General features: G+C 39.9%; 17 protein-coding genes. 3 read left to right on the top strand and 14 right to left on the bottom strand.

Going from position 1 to position 20,005, the window contains the following annotated elements:
• Nucleotides 1–14: 14 nt before the first annotated feature.
• The 14 genes from MKX72_RS11330 to MKX72_RS11265 form a co-directional block, all read right to left on the bottom strand.
• A complete protein-coding gene (locus tag MKX72_RS11330; protein WP_034265925.1) occupies nucleotides 15–1,580 on the bottom strand; it encodes a BCCT family transporter in 1,566 nt (521 codons plus the stop codon).
• Nucleotides 1,581–1,646: 66 nt separating this feature from the next.
• A complete protein-coding gene (locus MKX72_RS11325; protein WP_155008130.1) occupies nucleotides 1,647–2,834 on the bottom strand; it encodes an iron-containing alcohol dehydrogenase in 1,188 nt (395 codons plus the stop codon).
• Between the two features lie 29 nt (nucleotides 2,835–2,863).
• On the bottom strand, nucleotides 2,864–4,033 hold the full coding sequence (locus MKX72_RS11320) for a Zn-dependent alcohol dehydrogenase (RefSeq protein WP_235918750.1): 1,170 nt from the start codon (nucleotides 4,031–4,033) through the stop codon (nucleotides 2,864–2,866).
• A gap of 21 nt (nucleotides 4,034–4,054) precedes the next feature.
• Complete coding sequence (locus MKX72_RS11315; protein ID WP_155008131.1) at nucleotides 4,055–5,581, bottom strand: aldehyde dehydrogenase family protein; 1,527 nt, start codon at nucleotides 5,579–5,581, stop codon at nucleotides 4,055–4,057.
• Nucleotides 5,565–6,893, bottom strand: a complete 1,329-nt coding sequence (locus MKX72_RS11310) for a lyase family protein (protein ID WP_155008132.1) — start codon at nucleotides 6,891–6,893, stop codon at nucleotides 5,565–5,567. Before MKX72_RS11310 ends, MKX72_RS11315 begins: the two co-directional genes overlap by 17 nt.
• Before the next feature lie 23 nt (nucleotides 6,894–6,916).
• The gene (gene aldA / locus MKX72_RS11305; protein ID WP_235918751.1) at nucleotides 6,917–8,350 is read right to left on the bottom strand and encodes an aldehyde dehydrogenase; all 1,434 of its coding nucleotides are present in this window, start codon (nucleotides 8,348–8,350) and stop codon (nucleotides 6,917–6,919) included.
• A 23-nt stretch (nucleotides 8,351–8,373) separates the two neighbouring features.
• A complete protein-coding gene (locus tag MKX72_RS11300) occupies nucleotides 8,374–9,519 on the bottom strand; it encodes a mandelate racemase/muconate lactonizing enzyme family protein (protein ID WP_033578916.1) in 1,146 nt (381 codons plus the stop codon).
• Nucleotides 9,520–9,758: 239 nt separating this feature from the next.
• The gene (locus MKX72_RS11295) at nucleotides 9,759–9,899 is read right to left on the bottom strand and encodes a hypothetical protein (RefSeq protein ID WP_186808520.1); all 141 of its coding nucleotides are present in this window, start codon (nucleotides 9,897–9,899) and stop codon (nucleotides 9,759–9,761) included.
• A gap of 139 nt (nucleotides 9,900–10,038) precedes the next feature.
• Nucleotides 10,039–10,974, bottom strand: coding sequence for an ABC transporter substrate-binding protein (locus tag MKX72_RS11290; protein ID WP_157876214.1), 936 nt, complete (start codon nucleotides 10,972–10,974; stop codon nucleotides 10,039–10,041).
• 18 nt (nucleotides 10,975–10,992) lie between these two features.
• Nucleotides 10,993–12,339, bottom strand: a complete 1,347-nt coding sequence (locus tag MKX72_RS11285; RefSeq protein WP_034265887.1) for a sigma-54-dependent transcriptional regulator — start codon at nucleotides 12,337–12,339, stop codon at nucleotides 10,993–10,995.
• The gene (locus MKX72_RS11280; protein ID WP_155008134.1) at nucleotides 12,329–14,470 is read right to left on the bottom strand and encodes a sensor histidine kinase; all 2,142 of its coding nucleotides are present in this window, start codon (nucleotides 14,468–14,470) and stop codon (nucleotides 12,329–12,331) included. Before MKX72_RS11280 ends, MKX72_RS11285 begins: the two co-directional genes overlap by 11 nt.
• Before the next feature lie 211 nt (nucleotides 14,471–14,681).
• Nucleotides 14,682–14,804, bottom strand: a complete 123-nt coding sequence (locus tag MKX72_RS11275; protein ID WP_013083059.1) for a YjcZ family sporulation protein — start codon at nucleotides 14,802–14,804, stop codon at nucleotides 14,682–14,684.
• Between the two features lie 189 nt (nucleotides 14,805–14,993).
• Nucleotides 14,994–15,506, bottom strand: a complete 513-nt coding sequence (locus tag MKX72_RS11270; protein ID WP_154972902.1) for a GNAT family N-acetyltransferase — start codon at nucleotides 15,504–15,506, stop codon at nucleotides 14,994–14,996.
• 82 nt (nucleotides 15,507–15,588) lie between these two features.
• Nucleotides 15,589–15,813 (bottom strand): hypothetical protein, encoded by a 225-nt coding sequence (locus MKX72_RS11265; protein WP_033578912.1) that lies wholly within the window; start codon nucleotides 15,811–15,813, stop codon nucleotides 15,589–15,591.
• A gap of 146 nt (nucleotides 15,814–15,959) precedes the next feature.
• On the opposite strand from MKX72_RS11265, the gene MKX72_RS11260 reads away from it, so the two are divergent.
• From MKX72_RS11260 to MKX72_RS11250, 3 genes are read left to right on the top strand one after another with little or no spacing between them, the layout of a single operon-like run.
• Nucleotides 15,960–17,582, top strand: a complete 1,623-nt coding sequence (locus MKX72_RS11260; RefSeq protein ID WP_033578911.1) for a spore germination protein — start codon at nucleotides 15,960–15,962, stop codon at nucleotides 17,580–17,582.
• Complete coding sequence (locus tag MKX72_RS11255) at nucleotides 17,572–18,795, top strand: Ger(x)C family spore germination protein (protein ID WP_155008135.1); 1,224 nt, start codon at nucleotides 17,572–17,574, stop codon at nucleotides 18,793–18,795. The genes MKX72_RS11260 and MKX72_RS11255 overlap by 11 nt, the downstream gene beginning before the upstream one ends.
• Nucleotides 18,796–18,815: 20 nt before the next feature.
• A complete protein-coding gene (locus MKX72_RS11250) occupies nucleotides 18,816–19,916 on the top strand; it encodes a GerAB/ArcD/ProY family transporter (protein WP_155008136.1) in 1,101 nt (366 codons plus the stop codon).
• The last annotated feature ends 89 nt before the right edge of the window (nucleotides 19,917–20,005 follow it).

Genomic DNA, 20,005 nt, shown 5'->3' with positions numbered 1-20,005 from the left:
CTCCTTGCTTTTATTTATACAGCTTTTGTTTCATCCGCTTCTTTAACAGCGGCGCTTTTATCTACCTTTGTAGTTCGATCGTATTTGGCTGGATTTTGAGCAATTTTGACTAACGCTATAAGAACACCTATACCTAAAAACAGTGCAGGAACTCCTCCTAGATTGGCTAACATTTTAATTCCGTCTAGTTTTGCAAAACTAATCATCACCCAACCTACCAAACTTACGGTGACACCCCATACTACTTTAATCATAATGCCCGGAGACGGACTTTGAGGAGAAATCCCCGATGAACTGATTCCGCCCATCGCTTCCATATTAGAATCCGCGGCTGTGACGAATGAAATAAACACGATAAACAAATAAAACGGAATAACAAATTTCGCAAATGGTAAAGCAGCAAATACTGCATACAAAACGGCTTCAGGCCCGTTTTGTGCCATAATATCGGCGAGTTTCCCCCCTGTCATTTGCATATGAATGGATGTTCCGCCAAATATCGTCATCCATACGCCTCCAAAAAAGGCTGGTAAAATAAAGTTAACAAGAATCATCGTTTTCACTTTATATCCATATGCAATTCTTCCTAAAAATAATGCGGTGATAGCGGCCCATGAAAACCAGCTTGCCCAATAAAAAGTAGTCCATGACTGCGGCCACGTATCGCCTGCTGCCGCTCCTGTAAATAAACTTTTTTCAAAAAAATGAGTAAAATAATTACCCGCCGATTCCGTTCCTAAATTTAAAATATAAGAGCTTGGTCCTACAATAAAGATAAAGATGGCAATTCCATAGAATGCTTTCATATTAATATCTGATAAAATTCTAATTCCTTTCATTAAGCCGCTTGATGCGGATAAAATAAAGGTAATGGTAACGGCAGCCGTTATAATCGCCCACAGTAAAGGGTTGCTGGCAATACCGCTCAAATGATTAACGCCTCCTGCTAAATTTAAAACACTCGTTCCAAGAGAAGAGGCCATTCCAAGAGCAAGAGTGTACAAACATACTGCATCAATTACTTTTCCTGTTTTCCCGTTAATTTTATCCCCTAAAATCGGAGCTAGCGTAGACCCTAGACTGAACGGTTTTTTCATATTGTAATAAGCAAATGCAAATACAATTGCAGGTACGCAATAAATTGCATATGGCGAAATGGTCCAGTGAAGATACATAGAAGACATAGAGAAAATGGCTGCTTCTGGAGAATTCGGTTTAATCCCTAACGATTCAGGAGGTGCAGATACATGGTAAATCGGTTCCACAATCCCCCAAAACGTAACGCCTGCAGCTATTGTTGTACATAAGGTAATCGCAAACCAGTTGCCGAATTTAAGAATGGGTTTTGCATCAGGTCCTCCTATTTTCACATTGCCAAGCGGTGAAAAATAAACACCAATGCATGCAATTACCATCAGCAGCCCGCTAATGCTAAACAGCCAGCCTAGATTGGAAATAACCCAATTATTTGCATTAGTTGTAACTGTAGTAAATGTTTCACGGTTTGTAAAACTTAGTAATGCAGCTCCAATTAACAATAAAAATGGAGGCCAAAATACAGCATGTCTGATCTTTTTCATTACGCTTCCTCCTGCCTAATTAATGAGATGGTACATACCGCTTCTTGGAAACGGTATGTGCTTCTATCAAACTTTCGACGCTCCTATGCTCATAATTGCATGTGCAAACTGCTGTATATCATCTTCACTGGCAAAACGTGCATTATTTACTCTCATCGGTTCATTTTCAACTGAAAGCATCACGTCCACAAAGTCAGAGATGTTCACAGCCGGTTCATGCCCCTCTCCAATCGCAAGGTTTAATCCACTTACAGCCACTAGACGCTTAAATTCTTCTGCACCTGCATGGGCAAGCTCTTCCTTCGTCGAAAATGTTTCTTTTATTCCCAAAGCTCTTGCTACGTCTGCATACAGTTCCACTGCACCTTCAATATTCCAGTCGTACACAGCGTGCAAGGCAATTGAAACCGCACGGCCGTGATGGATTTTTCCGACTGTTCCCAGAGCATGTCCTATGCAGTGTGCAAGCCCCGTTCCTCCTTGTTCGATTGCCATTCCTGCAAGCGTTGCCGCTATCGCGAGGTTTCCTCTTGCCTCTAAGTTTTCAGGCTGCTGCAGAGCCGTTTCTAAATTTTGACTCACTAATGAAATCGCTTGAAGGCTTAGCGCTTGAATAAAAGGGTTCGTACGCTTGCCCGTGCATGCTTCAATTGCATGCACAAGCGCATCTAACGTAGTGGCAGCTGTCAAGAAATCCGGCAGTTTTGTAGTAAATCGCGGCTCTAATATCGCTAGTTCCGGTGCCATATCTTGATCCCACGCCCACACCTTTACTTGATTATGTGTAGAGAAGACAACCGTGCTCGTGACTTCTGCTCCTGTGCCGGAAGTAGTGGGAAGCATAATCGTTTTCACTTTCTTTTTCGCAAAAGGGTTCGCCATGAGAGCATAATGCATCGTTTCATACTGCTCACCCGCAACGAGCGCAGCCATTTTAGCGACGTCCATAGCTGAACCGCCTCCAAGACCAATGACGCACTTTATCTGTTGTTCACGAATGAGCTGGGCAGCCGCATCAATAGAAGCGGCCGTAGGATCACTTTTCACATCATGAAAAACAAACGTCTCTACACCTTCACCTTGAAGCGCTTTCAATACAATGTCTGCTAAACCAACTTTGATTACCCCTGGGTCTGTCACTAACACGGCTCTTTTTTCACCGCTCACTGCTTCAACATCTTTTCCAATTTGCAAAACTCGGTCTAGTCCATACGCTATGCTTGTTTTTGTAGTAAATTCAAATACTGAATTCATGTTTTTTCTCCTCTCTTAGCTCATTTACATTATGAAACAATGTCAAATTCATCTCCGTTTTCTAGCGAGGCTTGGGATACAATCGATGGAAATTCAATCACTGACCGGCCTACGTTTACACAATTACAATCATGAAATGACTGAAAAGCTTCGTTAATATCGTCAAGCTGCATGCGCCCAAGAATCAGTTCGTCTAACATAAATTTTCCGTCTAAATAAAGCTGAGCAATTTTAGGGAAATCACGAAACGGCTGCGTGTCTCCGTAAAAGCTTCCTTTCAATATTTTGCCGACACGATGAAACCCTCCGCCTGGTAAACTGATAGACATGGATGGGTTAAAGGCTCCTACTACAACTACCGTACCTCCTTTTCTCGTTCCATTCCAAGCAGATTCAGTAGCTTTTGTATGACCGGAGCAGTCAATCGCGAAATGGACGCCGTGGCCTCCTGTTAAAGCTTTTAAAGCTTCGCTTGCTTCTTCTGAAGCTACATTTATCGTATGAGTAGCTCCGAATGTTTTAGCAAGTTCCAAATTAGCTGGTTTTACATCGCATGCAATAATTTTGCTCGCTCCTGCAATCCGAGCCCCTTGAATGGCGTTAATGCCTACTCCTCCGATGCCAAAGACGGCTACGGTCGAACCCGGCGTAACTTTGGCTGCGTTTACAGCTGCTCCGTACCCCGTCGCTACACCGCATCCAATTAAAGAGGCTTGCGCCATCGGCATCTCATCAGGAAGTTTAATACAAGACATTTCCGGCACCACCGCATATTCAGCAAAAGTGGAAAGCAGCGAGTTGTGAAAAACCAGCTCTCCATCTTTGCTTAATCGAGAAGTACCGTCTAACAGCGTTCCGTTAAACATCGGACCAAAAGCTGAATCACACAGATGTACGGCCCCCGTCACACAAAACTCACACGTGCCGCAGTAAGGAACCCAGCTAAGCGCTACTTTATCTCCTACTTTTACCGTTTTCACATTCAAACCGACTGCGGTTACAATACCTGCACCTTCGTGTCCTAAAATAGTAGGCGTTGGTGTAGAAGGATCTTCCAAAGCATTTAAATCACTGTGGCACACGCCCGTTGCTTCTATTTTCACGAGTACTTCATTGGCTTTTGGTGCTGCTAAATCCACCGCTAAAATTTCAAGAGGCGCATTAACGCCCGTCATGACCGCTGCTTTCATCTTCATCATGCTTTCCTCCAGCTTTTTAATTTAATAAGCCATCCATATCGCTTTTACTTTTGTGTAAGATTGAAGAGAATGAATCGCATATTCTTTCCCCCATCCGCTTTGTTTCCATCCTCCAAATGGGCTAGCAAAATCATAGCAGCCGTATTTATTGATAAAAACCATGCCTGCTTCTAGCTTTTTTGCTACACGATTGGCTCTTGATACATCTTTTGTCCAGAGTCCAGCTGCTAAACCATAAATCGTATCATTCGCAATTTGCACCGCTTCATCTTCTGTATCAAACGGAATCACACACAGGACAGGGCCAAAAATTTCTTCTTGTGCAATAGTCATCTTATTATCAACATCTGCAAAAATAGTAGGACGGATAAAATACCCGTGCTTATTATCTCCGCTCATATCACGCTCGCCGCCCGCTGCTAGCGTAGCTCCTTCACGTATGCCACTCTCGATATAGTGCAAGATTGACTGCATATGAGATTCAGAGACTTGAGCTCCTTGATTTGAATCAGGATCAAAAGGGCTGCCGCACTTGTAGCTATTTGCATAATCTGCTAGCTTATCAACTACTTGCTTATAAATGTCACGCTGTACTAACAAGCGAGTAGGGGCTGAGCATTTTTCTCCTTTATGTGTAAACAAGCCGTAAAAAGAACGTTCAATCGCTGCATCCAAATCAGGTGCATCGCTAAAGATAATATTAGGTGATTTCCCTCCAAGCTCAAGCGTGACAGGCTTTAAATTAGAGTCAGCAGAATCGTGAACCAATTGTTTGCCTACTCCTGTGCTTCCAGTAAAAGATACTTTATCAACTCCCATATGACGGCTGATATGAGAACCAATCGATCCTTTTCCTAGAATTAAATTTAAAACACCTGGCGGTAAGATGTTTGCTTCATCGATGATTTCTACCAAGCGAATCGCAGAAAAAGATGTTGTGCTAGACGGCTTTAAAATAACGGTGTTCCCCATTGCTAGAGCCGGCGCTAGTTTCCATGCGGCCATATCGATTGGAAAGTTAAATGGTACAATTTGACCGCATACACCGATCGGATCGCGGGTTGTATAACTCACAAAATCTCCTTCCACCGGATTATTTTCACCGTAATATTTATCCGTCCAGCCAGCGTAATACTCAAATAAATCGGACGCTTCTTGCACATCATCATGGTATGATTCTGTATAGAGCTTGCCGTTATCAAGAGACTCTAATGTTGCGAGCTCTGCCTGATGTTTTTTAATTAAGCTGCTTATTTCTCTTAAAATTCGCGCGCGTTCTTTTCTTGTAACGCTTGGCCAAGGACCGTGGTCAAACGCGTGTCTAGCTGAGGCTACTGCTTCATCGATATCTTGTTTTGCTGCACTTTGAATTTGACCATTAATTTCTCCGTTTGCAGGGTTAATAGAATCTATTAATTCGCCGCTTGAACCCTCTTGCCACTTGCCGTTGATATATAACTTTTTAGGCTCTTTCAGCCACTCTTTTGCCCATACCAATGCAGGCTGTTCCATTCCTTTAAATAAGGTTTTTTCATTTAGTTTTGTCATATTCACGTTCCCTCCATTTTTTGAGTCCTTCATATCCTGTCTTTTTCAAACGATCTGCAACGCGGCTGTAGCCATGCTTTTCTTTCATTTCTACAATCAATGGAATAAACGATTGAGAAAGCTGCTGACAGCGCTCTGAATTAGCTGATAAATCTTGCACACAAAAAGTCGCAAAATTCCTTACAGCTCTTGTTAAAAACTGAATGCTGTCTAAAATATTAATTCCAGCAGCTCCTTCAAATACATTTAAATTCAATTCTCCATGTTCAAGGGCAGCTTGAACGGTTCTGTCACACCCTAACACTTGAAAACAGCATTGAATCAACGTTTCTGGTACAACCGGGTTGACTTTGCCCGGAAAAAATGAGGAACCTGCTTGAACAGACGGCAATTGAATTTCTCCAAAGCCAGCTTCTGGTCCGGAAGACAGCAGTCTTAAATCTTTAGCAAATTTTATAAAAGATGTAGCCAGCTGTTTTAATTCGTTCGAAACATTAGCTAAATCATCAATATTTTGTGCTGCATCAAATAAATTAGCGCGGTGGTAAAGCCCCATACCAGATAGACGAGACAGCTGCTGAACGACCTTGCTTCGGTATATTTCTGATGCTCCCGTCCCAGAGCCAATAACCGTACCTCCAAGATTAACAGCGTGCAGTTCTTCTACAGCTCTTTTTAAATAGCGCGTACGCCGTGAAAGAACCGCTTCATATCCGCTGAATATGTCACTAAGCGAAATACTCATGGCATCTTGCAAGCAAGTCCTTGCGATTGTCATCACAGGCTGGAACTCTTCAACCTTTTTTTGAAGAATAGAATGGAGATGCTCCATTTCTTTTTCTAAAAAATGATAGCTTTTAATAATCGCAATTCGAATAGCGGTATGACACACATCAGAAGTTGATTGAGATGCATTTACATGTTCAATCGGATGAACGGGAAGATGATGTGGCCACTGCTGGTTTATCCAGCCTGCTATTACTTCGTTCACATTCATATTCGTCCCAATACCGCCTCCGCCGTGCAGCACATCAATCAAAAAATGATGTTGATAAGCAGTGCTTTGCAATTGGTCACATGCATTTGATATGGATTCTCCAATGTCTTTTGGAATTACGCTAGCTTCTACATTTGTTAAGGCAGCGGCTTTTTTTACGGTTAACAGTGCATGCACGTAGTCCGGATATTCATGCAATCTTTTATTAGAAAATGATAAATTCTCAATTGTCCGGGCCGTGTGAATGCCATACAAAACCTCTGCTGGGAGCTCAACTTTTCCAAAACTATCTTCTTCCACATGCGTTTTCCCCACCTGTGTTCACCTGCTTTTTAAAATTAAAATTTCATATAAACTGTTTTTACCTGTAAAAACTCTTCAAATCCATGCTTGCCATCGTCTCCGCCGATTCCCGATTGCTTCCAGCCGGAGTGATAGCCTTGATACGCCTCGCCCTGCTGGCGGTTCACGTATACTTCACCGCATTCTAGCTGCGTAGTCAGCTCCATTACGTAGCGATAGCTGGATGTATATACATTAGCAGTTAAGCCGTATTCAGAATCGTTCGCTAGATTAATTGCTTCTTTAAGAGATTCAAACGAGATAATTGGAAGAACGGGTCCAAACACTTCTTTTTGCACGATATCCATTTGTTGCGTGCACTGATCTAATAGCGTTGGCGGATAAAAGCTGTCACCTAATTCCTCTAGCAAATAGCCTCCGCATAATATAGCGGCTCCTTCTTCTGCGGCCTCAAGTACCATTTGATGAACGCGGTTTGCTTCAGATTTGTTAATCAGACAGCTCATTTCTGCATCTGGATTAGCCAAACCATCTTTCACTTCTACATTTTGAAACGCTTTCAATAGTTTAGTAGTAAACGCTTCTTTTACACTTTTATGAACGTATACACGCTCAGTGTTATTGCAGACTTGACCGGAGTTAGCTAACCTGCCTCCCTTAATTGCTTCAACCGCTAAATCAATATCGGCATCTTCCATTACAATAGCAGGAGCTTTTCCGCCTAATTCAAGCGATGTACGAATCATGTGACGAGAGCATTTTTCCATAATGCCTTTGCCTACTTTGGTACTTCCGGTAAATGTCACCATGTTCACATCAGGAGATGAAGTTAACGTTTCTCCTACAATGTCATCCATACCTGTTACGATATTAATAACACCTTTTGGAAAGCCGGATTGATGAATGCACTCCGCTAATGCTAAAGCAGATAAAGAAGATTTTACGCTTGGCTTGACCACAACCGTATTACCTGCGACAAGCGCCGGCACGATTTTTCTCATCAAAACATAAATTGGAAAATTCCAAGGTACAATCACCGCGACTACGCCAAGAGGCTCTTTATAAGAAATAATCTTTTCTTTTACGTTATCGCTGTCTACTACGTGACCTTCAATGCGTCTTGCCCACTGAGTTTGGTATTCGCCAAGCTCCGCTCCGTAAAACACCTCTGATTTCGCTGCATTTAAAGGTTTTCCCATTTCCTGTGTAATAGCTGTTCCAATGTGTTCAATATGTTCTTCTGTTTTCATGTTTGTTAAAAATTTTTTAATTTGTTCAGCCCGGTCATATGAAGGACGAAGCTTCCACTCTTTAAAAGCTTGATTAGCGCAATAAACAGCGTGCTCTGTTTCTTCTATACTGCAGGAAGAGACTTGGGCTACGACTTCACCCGTTCCTGGGTACGTAACATTCATTTGATTGCTGCTTTGAACAAATTCTCCGTTTATATAAGCACTATATTTCTTCACTTTGTGTTCACCCTTTATATCAGTTAAATAGAAACTGTATTTTTTTCACCCACGTAGAAATGATTAATTTCGTACTGCTTTAAAGCTTCTTCATCCAAATCGATACCTAAACCCGGCTGTTCTGGAGCTACTAAGTAACCATCTTTGTCGATCATAAGCGGTTTTTGCTGAATATAATCTCTTCGTTCGTTAGACCATGCGGGAGGATCATAAGGAAATTCTAAATACGGACAGTGGCTGACCGCCGCTGCTAGATGTAAATTTGCCAGTAAACCAATGCCGTTTGTCCATGTATGCGGGCTGAACCAAGCGCCGCTTCCTTGAACAAGATCCGCAACTTTTTTCGTTTGCGTAATTCCTCCTGACAATGCTACATCCGGCTGATAAACGTCTAATGCATTTACTTTGTTCAACTCTCTAAAGTCATGCATATGACGGTTCATCTCTCCCCCTGCGATTCGAATACCTACTGAGTCCCGAAGTTTTGCCATCAGTTCAAACTGATGAGAAGGCAGTGGTTCTTCAAGCCAAAAAACTTTCAGCTCTTCAAGTTCTTTCGCTACTTGATAGGCCATTTTTAAATCCCACGTCCGTTCAACGTCCCAAGGCATTTTCCATCCTTGATTTGCGTCAACCATAATTTCTAGCTTGTCACCAACTGCTTTTCTGACCGCTTCCACTACTTGAATATCGTCTTTTACATCTTTGTGATGAAAACGAATTTTCATTGCTTTGAACCCTTGCTCTACAAATCGAACCGCACGTTCCGCACGTTCTTCAGGAGTCACGATTTCTCCCGTTGAAGCATAAGCGAGAAGCTTGTTAGATCGGGCTCCAAGCAGTTTATAGACGGGCTGTTTTGTTGCTTTTCCCATCAAATCCCATAGAGCTAAATCAAGCGGCCAGCATCTTCCATAGTGAAAATCTATATTTTGTATCACTTGTGCATGTCGTTCAATGGCAAAAGGATCTTGACCGATAAACAAATGTTCATGTCCCTCAAGCCCCATCATTAAATCTCCTGATCCCACTCCCGTTATTCCTTCATCCGTATGTACATAGACAACGGTAGAAGCAAACTTTTTGCGGGGCTCGGGGTCCCAAGCTGCTTTAAAAGGCGGATTTAAAGGCAGTAAATAATGTTTGATCTCTATTCCCGTAATTTTCATTGAATACTAATCTCCTTACATTTCAGCATTTTTACTTTCACTTATATCTATTGCAAGATGCGTGCCAAGTTTAAATAGCTGACGTAATCACTACTTAATAGAAAACAAAAAATAAATTGTAGAAAATTCACACAATTAACTGTAGAAATTTTCTACACTCTACAATAAAAAAGAGGTTGAGACATAACGAAATAAATCCAATTGAAAGACGAACAAATGAGATACATGAGCTGGACTGCTTATGACACCGCAATTGATTTCCGTGCAAGACTTCGCTTTCCGCGGGCGGCCGCTGAGCCTCCTCGTCGCTTTCGCTCCTGCGGGGTCTCACCACCTGTTCCGCTTTTCCCGCAGGAGTCTTCGCCTTGCCCTCCAATCAACTGCTAGAAGCAACGAAACAAATAAAACGATATGCACCATCACAAAAAAAACGAACCACTCATCAAACAGGTTGATGAATGGTTCGGTTTTTACTTGAGCTCAACTACTTTTGTTCCGCCTCTTTTTTTATTATATCTATCAACGAGTAATCAAGTGATTTTCCAGTAAAAATTTATAGGCAACATCTGATACGTCTTTGTGTAAAATATCAACTTGGTAATTCAGCTCTACCATCTTTTTATTCGTTAGTTTACTTGATAGTTCATTTAAAGTGGAAACAACAGACGGATAACGGCTTGCTAATGATTGTTTTACTACGGGAGCCGCATAATAAGGCGGAAAAAGAGATTGATCTTCCTTTAGTAACACAAGGTCGTATGCTTGAATTCGACTATCAGATATCATTCCAATCCCTACGTCTACTCTGCCTTCTTTCACCGCCAAAGGAATAATTTCTGAATCAATTCCAATGATTTCAGTTGAAACGGACTTTAATTCATAGTTATTAGCTAATTGCATCAAGCCGTCTTTTCTTTTTAGAAATTCATTGTTTGTAGCTATTTTTACTTCTTTATTTTGCTTTTTTATGTAGGAAATCAAGTCAGAAACAGAGTTTAAATGATGCTCCTTTGCAAAAGAACGGTTAACTAAAACCCCCCAGCTGCTGTTAAAATGGCTAGTGTTCAGCCACGTTAAGTGGTTTTTCGCATCCGTTTCTTTCACCAGCTGATACAACTTTTTTTCATTATAAACCGGCTCTTGGTTTTGATGCACAATCCTTGCCGTACTCGTATATTCCCAGTACATATCAATATAGCCCGCCAAGCTTGCTTTTCGAATAGAATCGCTGTCTAAAAAGCGCCTTTCGTGTACAGTAGCTCCTTGTTCTTTTAATAGAAGCGCGGTCATTTTCATTAGTAGATATTGCTCTGTCATAGATTTCGACCCAACTGTAATACTAACAGAATCGAGAGACTTCTTTTCTTCCCTAAGAGGGGTAGTACTTTGCTGCTGACATGCTCCCAGTACTGTAAAACACAGTACTAGTAAGCTGAATATTTTACGATAGGTCATTTCTTTCATATCCTTTTTCTAAAATTTAAGACCCATTTTTTTCATTTTATAAATTAACGTATGGCGAGCAATTCCTAGTTTTTGAGCTGCTTTCGTTTGATTGCCTTTCATTTCTTCAAGAGCGTTTTTAATCATTTCTTCCTCTACTTCACCTAATGCATGTGATAAATTTGTTTGTTTTGCTTTCACCTGCTGATTCCTATATGAATGAGACTCTTGCTTATTAAAAAGATATGTTAAATCAGAGAGCTCAATTGTGCCATACCGTTTTAAAATATGAACTCTTTCAATCGCATTTAACAGCTCACGAATATTTCCCGGCCAATCATAAGAAATTAGCTGTTGAAGTGCCGCGTTTGAAACAGCAAGCGTCTTATTGTATTTTGTATTTAACTTTATAATGTGGTGATGAATGAGCGGCTCAATGTCTTCTTTTCGATGCCTTAGAGGAGGAATGGTGACCTCCATTAAATTTAATCGATAGTATAAATCTTCCCGAAACTTCTTTTGTTCTACTAGTTGTTGAAGTGGTTTATTTGTAGCTGAAATAATTCGGACGTCCAAGGATTCATACTCGTTGCTTCCGAGCTGCATTACTTTTTTTTCCTCGATCACATGCAATAGCTTTGCCTGCATGCTTAACGAAATTTCTCCAATTTCATCTAAAAAGATTGTACCGCCGTCCGCAGCAGAAAACTTACCTTTTTGAGAAGAAGCAGCCCCTGTAAACGCTCCTTTTCTATAGCCAAACAGTTCACTTTCAAGAAGGGCTTCTGGTATGGCTGCGCAGTTGATAGCGACAAAAGGATTCTTTTTTCTATGACTCTGCTCATGTATCCATTTAGCCATCGCGGTTTTACCTACTCCGCTTTCACCTAGAATTAAAATGCTAGCGTCTGTATCTTTTACGTACTCCACCATTTCAACTAACTTGTTCATTTCTGGGCTTTTTGAAATAAAGTCTTTGTCTTTACCTTTTTCCATCACGGCATCCGGTTGCTTGTCCGTACATAGCGAAGCAATAATATTTTTTAGTTCTTCAAGTTCAATGGGCTTATTCAAATAATCAGCAGCCCCTATTTTCATAGATTGCACAGCGCTCTCAACATTTCCGTATGCAGTAAGCATGATTACTTTTGATTGCGTTACCTCTTTTAACTTCTTTAATACATCGATCCCCGTCATATCCGGAAGCATATAATCTAGTATCACCACATCGATATCCAGCGTTTTAGCCATTTCGATTCCTTTTCCTCCAGTATATGCCGCGTGCGTATGAAAACCAGATTTCTGAAGCTTTTTGGCTACCAGCTTACAAAGGTTCTGCTCATCATCAATCATTAACACACTGCACTTATTCTCCATGTTTTTTGCCTCCTTTTGTATTTTTCTGTTTGGGAAAACGACATGTAATGGTTGTCCCTTTGCCTTCTATACTTTCAATAAATAATTCTCCTCCATGTTCTTTTACAATATCTCTTGCAATCGTTAATCCTAGTCCTGAACCTGTTTCTTTCGTGGAGTAAAAGGGATTAAACAGCCACTCTAAGTCCTGCTTGTTAATGCCTGAACCCGTATCTTCTATACGAACAACCACATATTCTTCGTTCATATTCATTGTTTGAATGGAAGCGATAATATACCCGCCCTCATCCATTGCTTCCATTGCGTTTAAGACAATATTTAAAAACACTTGAATCAATTGATCATAGACCCCTGCAATCAAACATTTTTCCTCAAAGTCTTTTACAATGCTAATGTTTGCTTCATTACACTTTAAACGCAGTAAATGAAACACTTCTTCTAACACTTGTACAAGTGACACTTCCTTCTTTTCCTTTTGACTCATGTTTGCAAAATTAAGAAAATTATTTGTAATCTCTTTGAGACGGTTTACAACGATGAATACATCCGCAGCAAGCTCTTTTACTTCTTCTGAGCAGGCGCTTTCTTCCGCTTCATCTAGCAAAAGTTCAGCTGATCCTGATAAAATGGCTAGAGGATTCTTTATTTCGTGGGCAATTCCTGCCGTAATTTGTCCAATAGACGCTAGCTTATCACTTTGCTGCAGTCTTAGCTGTAACTGCTTTATTTCGGTAATATCTTGCATGACCGCGATAATCCCCATCACTTCACTTGTATCGGTATAAAAAGTAGAGGTCGTAACTTTAACAATTCTTTTTCTGCCGTCTGAATCGAGAATATAGCTTTCTACCTCTTCCATGTCTTTTCCCGATGCCAATGTGTGAAGCAAAATAAAATCTACGCTTTCCGATTTTATTGGTAAATCTTCTAAGTTAACACCAATCATGTCCTGACGCTGAAAAGCAACCATTCTTTCAAACTGCTGATTCACGTATGTAATTTTACTCCTTGGGTCAATTGTAATAATTCCATAAGGAATTCCTTCTAATACATCGTGAAGGTATCTCTCACTTTGCTCAAGCATTTTTTGTTTTTCATAATTGCTATTTCCCATTTCAATAATTGTACGTGTCAATATACTCAGCTCATCATCCCTTGCCGGCGCTTCTTTATTTAATGGCACGAACGTTTGAGAATTCCGGTACGTTTTTGCATAGCTTGTAAGCTTTACGATTGGCTGTAAAATATTTTTGATGCCTAACCATATAAAAAATAAAGCAAGCAGCAATATACTAATAAAACTAACGCGCAGTAAAAGAGATAATTTATGTAAAGGAGAAAAGGCTACGTTAGTCGGTACACCATAAACCAAGTTCCAGCCTTCTTGGTTCGTTTGATAAGCTGCTAAACTCTCTTGTCCATTATGATTTATTTGAGTATAGCCAGAAACGTTTGGTATTTTGTCTACTGAAAACTTCTTGTTAAGCTGCTTATCGCTTGTAGATGCGATGACATTTCCTTTGCGATCTGCTAAAAAACCGAAGTGTCCTCGTGACAGGCTGACGCTTTTTAACACCTCTGATAAATAATCCCGGCTTAGTTCTGCAACAATAATTCCTTTAAATTCTTTATCCTTAGTAAGAACGGGTACAGAAATGGTTACTACTTTTTGATGACGATAATTTTGAATAAGATCCGATAAAGCGTACGTATGTGTCCAATACACCTGGGTAAAATTAGGGTGATGATAAATTAAATTGTTTTGACTTGAAGCAAAAGGCGTTTCAAACTTTACGCGTTTTTGTTCATTGATATAGTAAATGGAATGAATAACTGAACTTTGTGAATTTGCTTGTTTAGCTCGGTTATACATTCTATTTATGTTAAGATCTGACTCTAGCCCCTCTCCTGCAATAAGCTGCAGCTGCGAAGCCACATGCTCAATTTCTGAATTCAGCCTTTTAGCTATAATATCTTTACTTGCAATGTTTTGAACCTTTACATCTTCTTTAATAATTTTGCTTGCATAGCCCGTAATGATGTAATAAATAATGATGCCCGGTACAATTAAAATAACCGTAAATAAAAGAAGATATTTAGTTGTAATACTTTTCGAAATAGGAAAGTTCACCTTATGCCCTCTCTTTTTTGTTTGCTTCTACATAAATGTAAGCGTTATTATCTTTATTAAAAGTATAGCAGATATCGATCGTAATAGGGTTTTTTAATTGTTCAACCGTTCATCAGAGCCGCTAATGGGTAAGTAATTCTCTTAAAAGCTAACGGACGTTTTAAACACAAAAAAGCCTAAAGAAATTTCTTTAGGCTATTCAGTGATCTAATTAGCAGCCGTAGTAGCCACCGTAACCACCGCTATAACAACTACATCCGATAATTACTAATAGAATAAATAATACAACTAATAAAGCGAAACCAGAACCAAATCCACATCCAGCATTAGACATACAAGCACTCCCTTTCAACGTAATTTTCTGTTGCTAAAACAAAGAAGGTTCAAACATGGGGTGTTTCTCATGGATAGGTTATTGTATGTCTGCCTAGACGTTTTGGTTTGCTGTCCTGCTCATTTTTTGAAAAATTGGGCTTGTTTTCGTCTTTACAACTCGGAAAATGTAATTCCGTAAGAGTAAAGCTCATTTCCACTCTTCCTTTAAAATCGCGTAATAATATTCATCCCACCATCCTTTTTCAGTTGGAATACATTTTTTGAAATACCCTTCTCTTCTCATCCCGATCTTCTCCATAACACGATAAGAAGACGTATTCTCAGGTTGACAAGTAGCAATAACCCGATGCAGTTTCATGGTGTTAAAGCCATAGTCCACTATTGCTTTTGCCGCTTCTGACGCATATCCTTTCTGATGATAGAGGGAATTAAATACCCAGCCAATTTCATAAGTATGGTCCCCAAAATAGGTAAAAAAGACGATATGACCAATTAGGATTTTTTCGTTTTTTAATACAACTGGAAAATTTTTAACGTTTTCTTTCATATTTTCATTTACAAATTTCTTCGCATCATCCTTACTAAAAACACCTTCTGGTATGTACTTCATGACATTAGCATCAGATGTATATGTGTAGACATCTTGCCAATCTTCATATTTAAATTTGCGTATTAGTAGTCTGCTAGTCTCAATGTTCATGTGGTTCTCCCCTATCTCAAAGCTATCTTTCTATACGCTTGTTTCGATAGCGAAGAGATAAAAACCTCTTTGCACCAAGTTACTATTGTTTTTGTTGACGCTTCTTTAAAACAAGGTAAAGTGACTCTGCAAAAAAGAAAAACAAAAGAGAAAAAAGGACAAATAATTCGGCCACTTCCATTACACGAAACGGGCTTAAAGCATTGTATAGTGCCTGCAGTACGTTCGCTCCTTGAAAAAGATCAATTCCTACAGAAAGAGCAATCACAGATCCAAATAGCAGCAGGCTAACTCCAATAATTTTCATTCCTTTCACTCCTTACCTAATGGTTACTTACCTCATAGGGTCGTCATTTTCATTTACCGTCATGCAAAAGATATTTTGTTAAAAATTACATAATTATACGGTTTTTGGTCAAATTAATAAAAACTATAGTAAGGGTGCTTTCATTTATGCCTTCGTTTTTTAAAAATCAAAAATCTAAAAATAAGCTTGAACCTCAGGCAGATCAAACAAACAGCGAACAAACAGCTTCTTCTCTTAAGAATCTGCTGTCGGAGAACCTTACCTTAATTAAAGAGAAAACTGGAAACAGCTCAGATATTGTGATTCGTCATTTTAAAATAGGCAGCAATAACAGCTTAGCCGCTGCTATCGTCTACATAGAAGGGATTGTAGATAATCAGGCTATTCAAGATTACTTACTGCAGTCTCTTATGAAAGATAATGAAAAAAACGAACTAAACGATAAAAATGCATTAGAGTTAATTTCCGAAGACATCGTAACAATCGGCAACGTATCGTTTGCAGACAACTGGAATGATTTACTTTCTTCTTTGATGTCAGGTGATAGCCTTCTTATTGTGGACGGCATAAACCGCGTACTCAGCGTGAGTACACAAGGCGGTGAAAAGCGTGCCATTTCAGAATCTACTACCCAAATGGTAGTGCGGGGACCAAAAGGTGCCTTTACTGAGTCTATTGGCACAAACTTAGCCATGGTGCGCCGAATTATTAAAACACCCGACTTATGGCTAGAGTCGATGAAGATTGGTCGAGTAACTAAAACGGATGTCACTCTTATGTATATTCATGGCATCGCAAACGATAAAGTTGTGAAAGAAATTCGAAAGCGATTAAAAAACATTGATATTGATAGTATTTTGGAATCAGGTTATGTTGAGCAGCTGATTGAAGATCAAACGGTCACTCCTTTTCCAACTATTTATAATACAGAAAGACCCGATGTGGTGGCAGGTAACCTTTTGGAAGGAAGAATTGCTATTTTTGTGGATGGAACTCCTTTTGTCCTTATTGCTCCAGCGTTGTTCATTCAATTTTTCCAATCGGCTGAAGATTACTACGCACGCTTTGATATTGCGACGTCCATTCGTCTTTTGCGGGTGTTTATGTTTATGATTTCACTTATCGCGCCTGCTACATATGTAGCGGTTACGACATTTCATCAAGAGATGGTACCTACAACGCTTATTGTAGCTCTTGCAGCACAGCGAGAATCGGTTCCATTTCCCGCGTTCGTGGAAGCTTTTTTTATGGAAGTCACCTTTGAAATTTTGCGTGAAGCAGGGATTCGTTTACCAAAAGCTATCGGCTCTGCTGTATCGATCGTCGGAGCCCTTGTTATTGGGCAAGCAGCAGTTCAAGCGGGGATCGTCTCACCAGCTATGGTTATTATCGTATCGATTACAGCCATTGCTAGCTTTGCCACACCGTCTTTCGATATGGCTATTTCAGCGCGTTTAATTCGTTTTTTATTCATACTGGGAGCGGCTACATTCGGCTTCTATGGCATTATCCTTATTCTTTTAATGGGGGTTGGACACCTATGCAGCTTACGTTCATTTGGTGTTCCTTACATGACCCCATTAGCACCCTTTATTCCTGCAAGCAATGAAGATACATTGCTGCGGTTACCTTGGTGGACGATGAGAAGAAGACCTAAATTAATTAGTGATAACAAAGTTCGTCAAAGCAAACATCAAAAGCCTGAGCCTCCTTCTTCAAGAGGTATGATTAACCAGGAACTTGAAAAAGGTGATCAAAATGAAACGTAAAAGTTTATTTTTACTGGTAATGACCATAATGATGGTATTGCTTACGAGCTGCTGGAGTAAAAAAGAATTAACAGACCTTGCATTTGTATCGGCAATGGGCATTGATAAAACGAAAAACGGACGGTATGAGCTTACCTTTCAAATTATTAACCCGGGAAACGTAGCTGGCTTACAAGGGGGCGGCGGTACTCAAAGTCCGCCTGTTACGATCTATTCTGCTTCTGGCGATAATTTAGTTGAAGCAAGCAGACGCGCTTCAGCTAGAATTTCCCGAAGACTTTATTATGCCCATACCAACTTAGTAGTGATCGGAGAAAAACTAGCGCGTGAAGAAGGAATTAACATTCTTATTGATTCTATTGATCGCGATCCTGAGTTTCGAATTACGACTTCCCTAGTCATCGCAAACCAGTCAAGTGCTGCTGATTTGGTAAAAGCACTAACGCCTGTCGATAAAATTCCAGCAAACAAAATTATGAAAACGCTGGAGTTCACTCAAAGAAAATGGGGAGAAAATCTAAAGGTTTCCTTTCAAGAAGTGATGAGGTCTCTCGAATCTCCCGGAGGAGAAGCACTAGTCTCGGGTTTTCGTTTAGTTGGAAATCCTCAACAAGCAGAAAAATTAGATAACCTCCAGCAAAGCGCACCAGAAGCTACCCTTCGTGCTTCTGGCATTGCTGTTTTTAAAAATGGAAAGTTAATCGACTGGTTGTACAATAGTCCAGCCAGAGGCAGCGTTTGGATTCTTGATAAAATACAAGGAACGGATATTAATATAGATTGGAAAGGAAAAAAAGAAGCGCTTGCCTATCAAACAGTTCGTCAAAAAACGGATGTATCTGTAAAAATGAAAAAAGGAAAACCTTACGTGTTCGTTCACACTCGCGTAGAAGGCGATCTTGGAGAAGTGGAGGTCCCTGTTGATACACGTCAACCTGCCGTAATCAAAAAAATGGAAAAAGCTGCAGGTAAAGAAATAAAAAAAGAATTACAAACAGCTATTAAACAAGCTCAGACAGACAAAGTTGACATCTTTGGGTTTGGAGAAGCACTGGAACGCACGCGCCCCAATCAGTGGGAAAAATTCAAATCAGAATGGGATGACGTTTATTTTCCAAAATTAGATGTAGACGTTACAGTAGAAGCTTACATTCGCCGAACGGGTCTGCGCAATAAATCGTTTCTCTCTAGCGTAAAAGAAAAACAACAATGAGGTAAGGAGGTTCTGGCTATATGGAAAAAGCAAAAATCAGCGCCACTCAATTATTCATTCTCATGGTATTATTCGAACTGGGAAGCGCTTTATTAGTTCCTCTTGCAATGAGAGCGAAGCAAGATGCATGGCTAGCTATTTTAATTGGAATGCTGTGCAGCTTTTTTTTCTTCTTAGTCTATCATAAGCTCTATTCCTACTATCCGGACCTCCTCCCTACAGAATACATGCAGAAAATTTTAGGTAAGGCACTGGGAACACTTCTTGCATTTGTATATATTGTCTATTTTTTATACGATGCATCACGAGTTCTAAGAGATTTCGGAGAAATGCTTCTTACTTTTGCTTATCCGGATACGCCTTTATTTATTGCCAATGCCTTATTGATGCTGGTCATTATCTATATAACCCGAAAAGGAATTGAAGCGATAGCGAGATCAGGAGAGCTTCTGTTTATTTTTATGTATTTTCTAGCTATTGCAGGCTTCATCTTAATTATTAGCTCAGGATTAGTTGATTTTAAGAACTTGCAGCCGGTATTAAAAGAAGGAATACTTCCTGTTGCCAAAGTTGCTTTGACCGAAACGCTATATTTTCCTTTCACAGAAGCTATTGTATTTACTATGCTTCTTCCTTACTTAAGCAATCCCAAAAAAGCAAGTGTGACCATGCTATGCGCAACGGGATTAAGCGGAATTAATCTAATTATTACGATGATCATTAACATTAGCGTGCTTGGAGTTGATCTGACGACAAGATCACAGTTCCCTCTTCTTAGTACTGTCCAAACGATCCAAGTAGCTGATTTTTTAGAGCGTCTAGATGTATTTTTTATGTTCGCTATGGTGATTGGGATTTATTTCAAAGTTAGCATCTTGTTTTATGCTTCTATAATAGGTACAGCTACTTTATTTAAAATTAAATCTCCTTCACGTCTAGCGTATCCTTTAGGCATCATTGTGTTGTTTTTGTCGATTACAATCGCTAGTAATTTTCAAGAACACCTTTACGAAGGATTGCACGTAGCGAGATTTCTTTTGCATATGCCGCTATTTTCTATCATACCCCTACTGCTTCTGATTATCGCCTTTTTGAAGAATAGGAAGAAGCAGCACAGATAGTGTATCTCTACTAAATAGAAAAAATGACGTTAAAATTATTGAGGTGATGTGCGTGTATATATGGTTTTATGATCATTTTGTTAATACCA

This window comes from Priestia sp. FSL R5-0597, from assembly GCF_038006305.1.
Lineage (GTDB): Bacteria > Bacillota > Bacilli > Bacillales > Bacillaceae_H > Priestia > Priestia zanthoxyli.
Note: the sequence above shows the minus strand (reverse complement) of the source record. Positions and strands in the feature narration are given on the sequence as shown.

What these genes read in the sequence shown, in the direction of transcription:
- MKX72_RS11275 (WP_013083059.1), bottom strand. Translation starts at nt 14,804, where the DNA reads ATGTCTAATGCTGGATGTGGATTTGGTTCTGGTTTCGCTTTATTAGTT.
- MKX72_RS11325 (WP_155008130.1), bottom strand. Translation starts at nt 2,834, where the DNA reads ATGAATTCAGTATTTGAATTTACTACAAAAACAAGCATAGCGTATGGA.
- MKX72_RS11320 (WP_235918750.1), bottom strand. Translation starts at nt 4,033, where the DNA reads ATGATGAAGATGAAAGCAGCGGTCATGACGGGCGTTAATGCGCCTCTT.
- MKX72_RS11265 (WP_033578912.1), bottom strand. Translation starts at nt 15,813, where the DNA reads ATGAAAATTATTGGAGTTAGCCTGCTGCTATTTGGATCTGTGATTGCT.
- MKX72_RS11260 (WP_033578911.1), top strand. Translation starts at nt 15,960, where the DNA reads ATGCCTTCGTTTTTTAAAAATCAAAAATCTAAAAATAAGCTTGAACCT.
- MKX72_RS11315 (WP_155008131.1), bottom strand. Translation starts at nt 5,581, where the DNA reads ATGACAAAACTAAATGAAAAAACCTTATTTAAAGGAATGGAACAGCCT.
- MKX72_RS11255 (WP_155008135.1), top strand. Translation starts at nt 17,572, where the DNA reads ATGAAACGTAAAAGTTTATTTTTACTGGTAATGACCATAATGATGGTA.
- MKX72_RS11290 (WP_157876214.1), bottom strand. Translation starts at nt 10,974, where the DNA reads ATGACCTATCGTAAAATATTCAGCTTACTAGTACTGTGTTTTACAGTA.
- MKX72_RS11300 (WP_033578916.1), bottom strand. Translation starts at nt 9,519, where the DNA reads ATGAAAATTACGGGAATAGAGATCAAACATTATTTACTGCCTTTAAAT.
- MKX72_RS11250 (WP_155008136.1), top strand. Translation starts at nt 18,816, where the DNA reads ATGGAAAAAGCAAAAATCAGCGCCACTCAATTATTCATTCTCATGGTA.
- MKX72_RS11285 (WP_034265887.1), bottom strand. Translation starts at nt 12,339, where the DNA reads ATGGAGAATAAGTGCAGTGTGTTAATGATTGATGATGAGCAGAACCTT.
- MKX72_RS11330 (WP_034265925.1), bottom strand. Translation starts at nt 1,580, where the DNA reads ATGAAAAAGATCAGACATGCTGTATTTTGGCCTCCATTTTTATTGTTA.
- MKX72_RS11270 (WP_154972902.1), bottom strand. Translation starts at nt 15,506, where the DNA reads ATGAACATTGAGACTAGCAGACTACTAATACGCAAATTTAAATATGAA.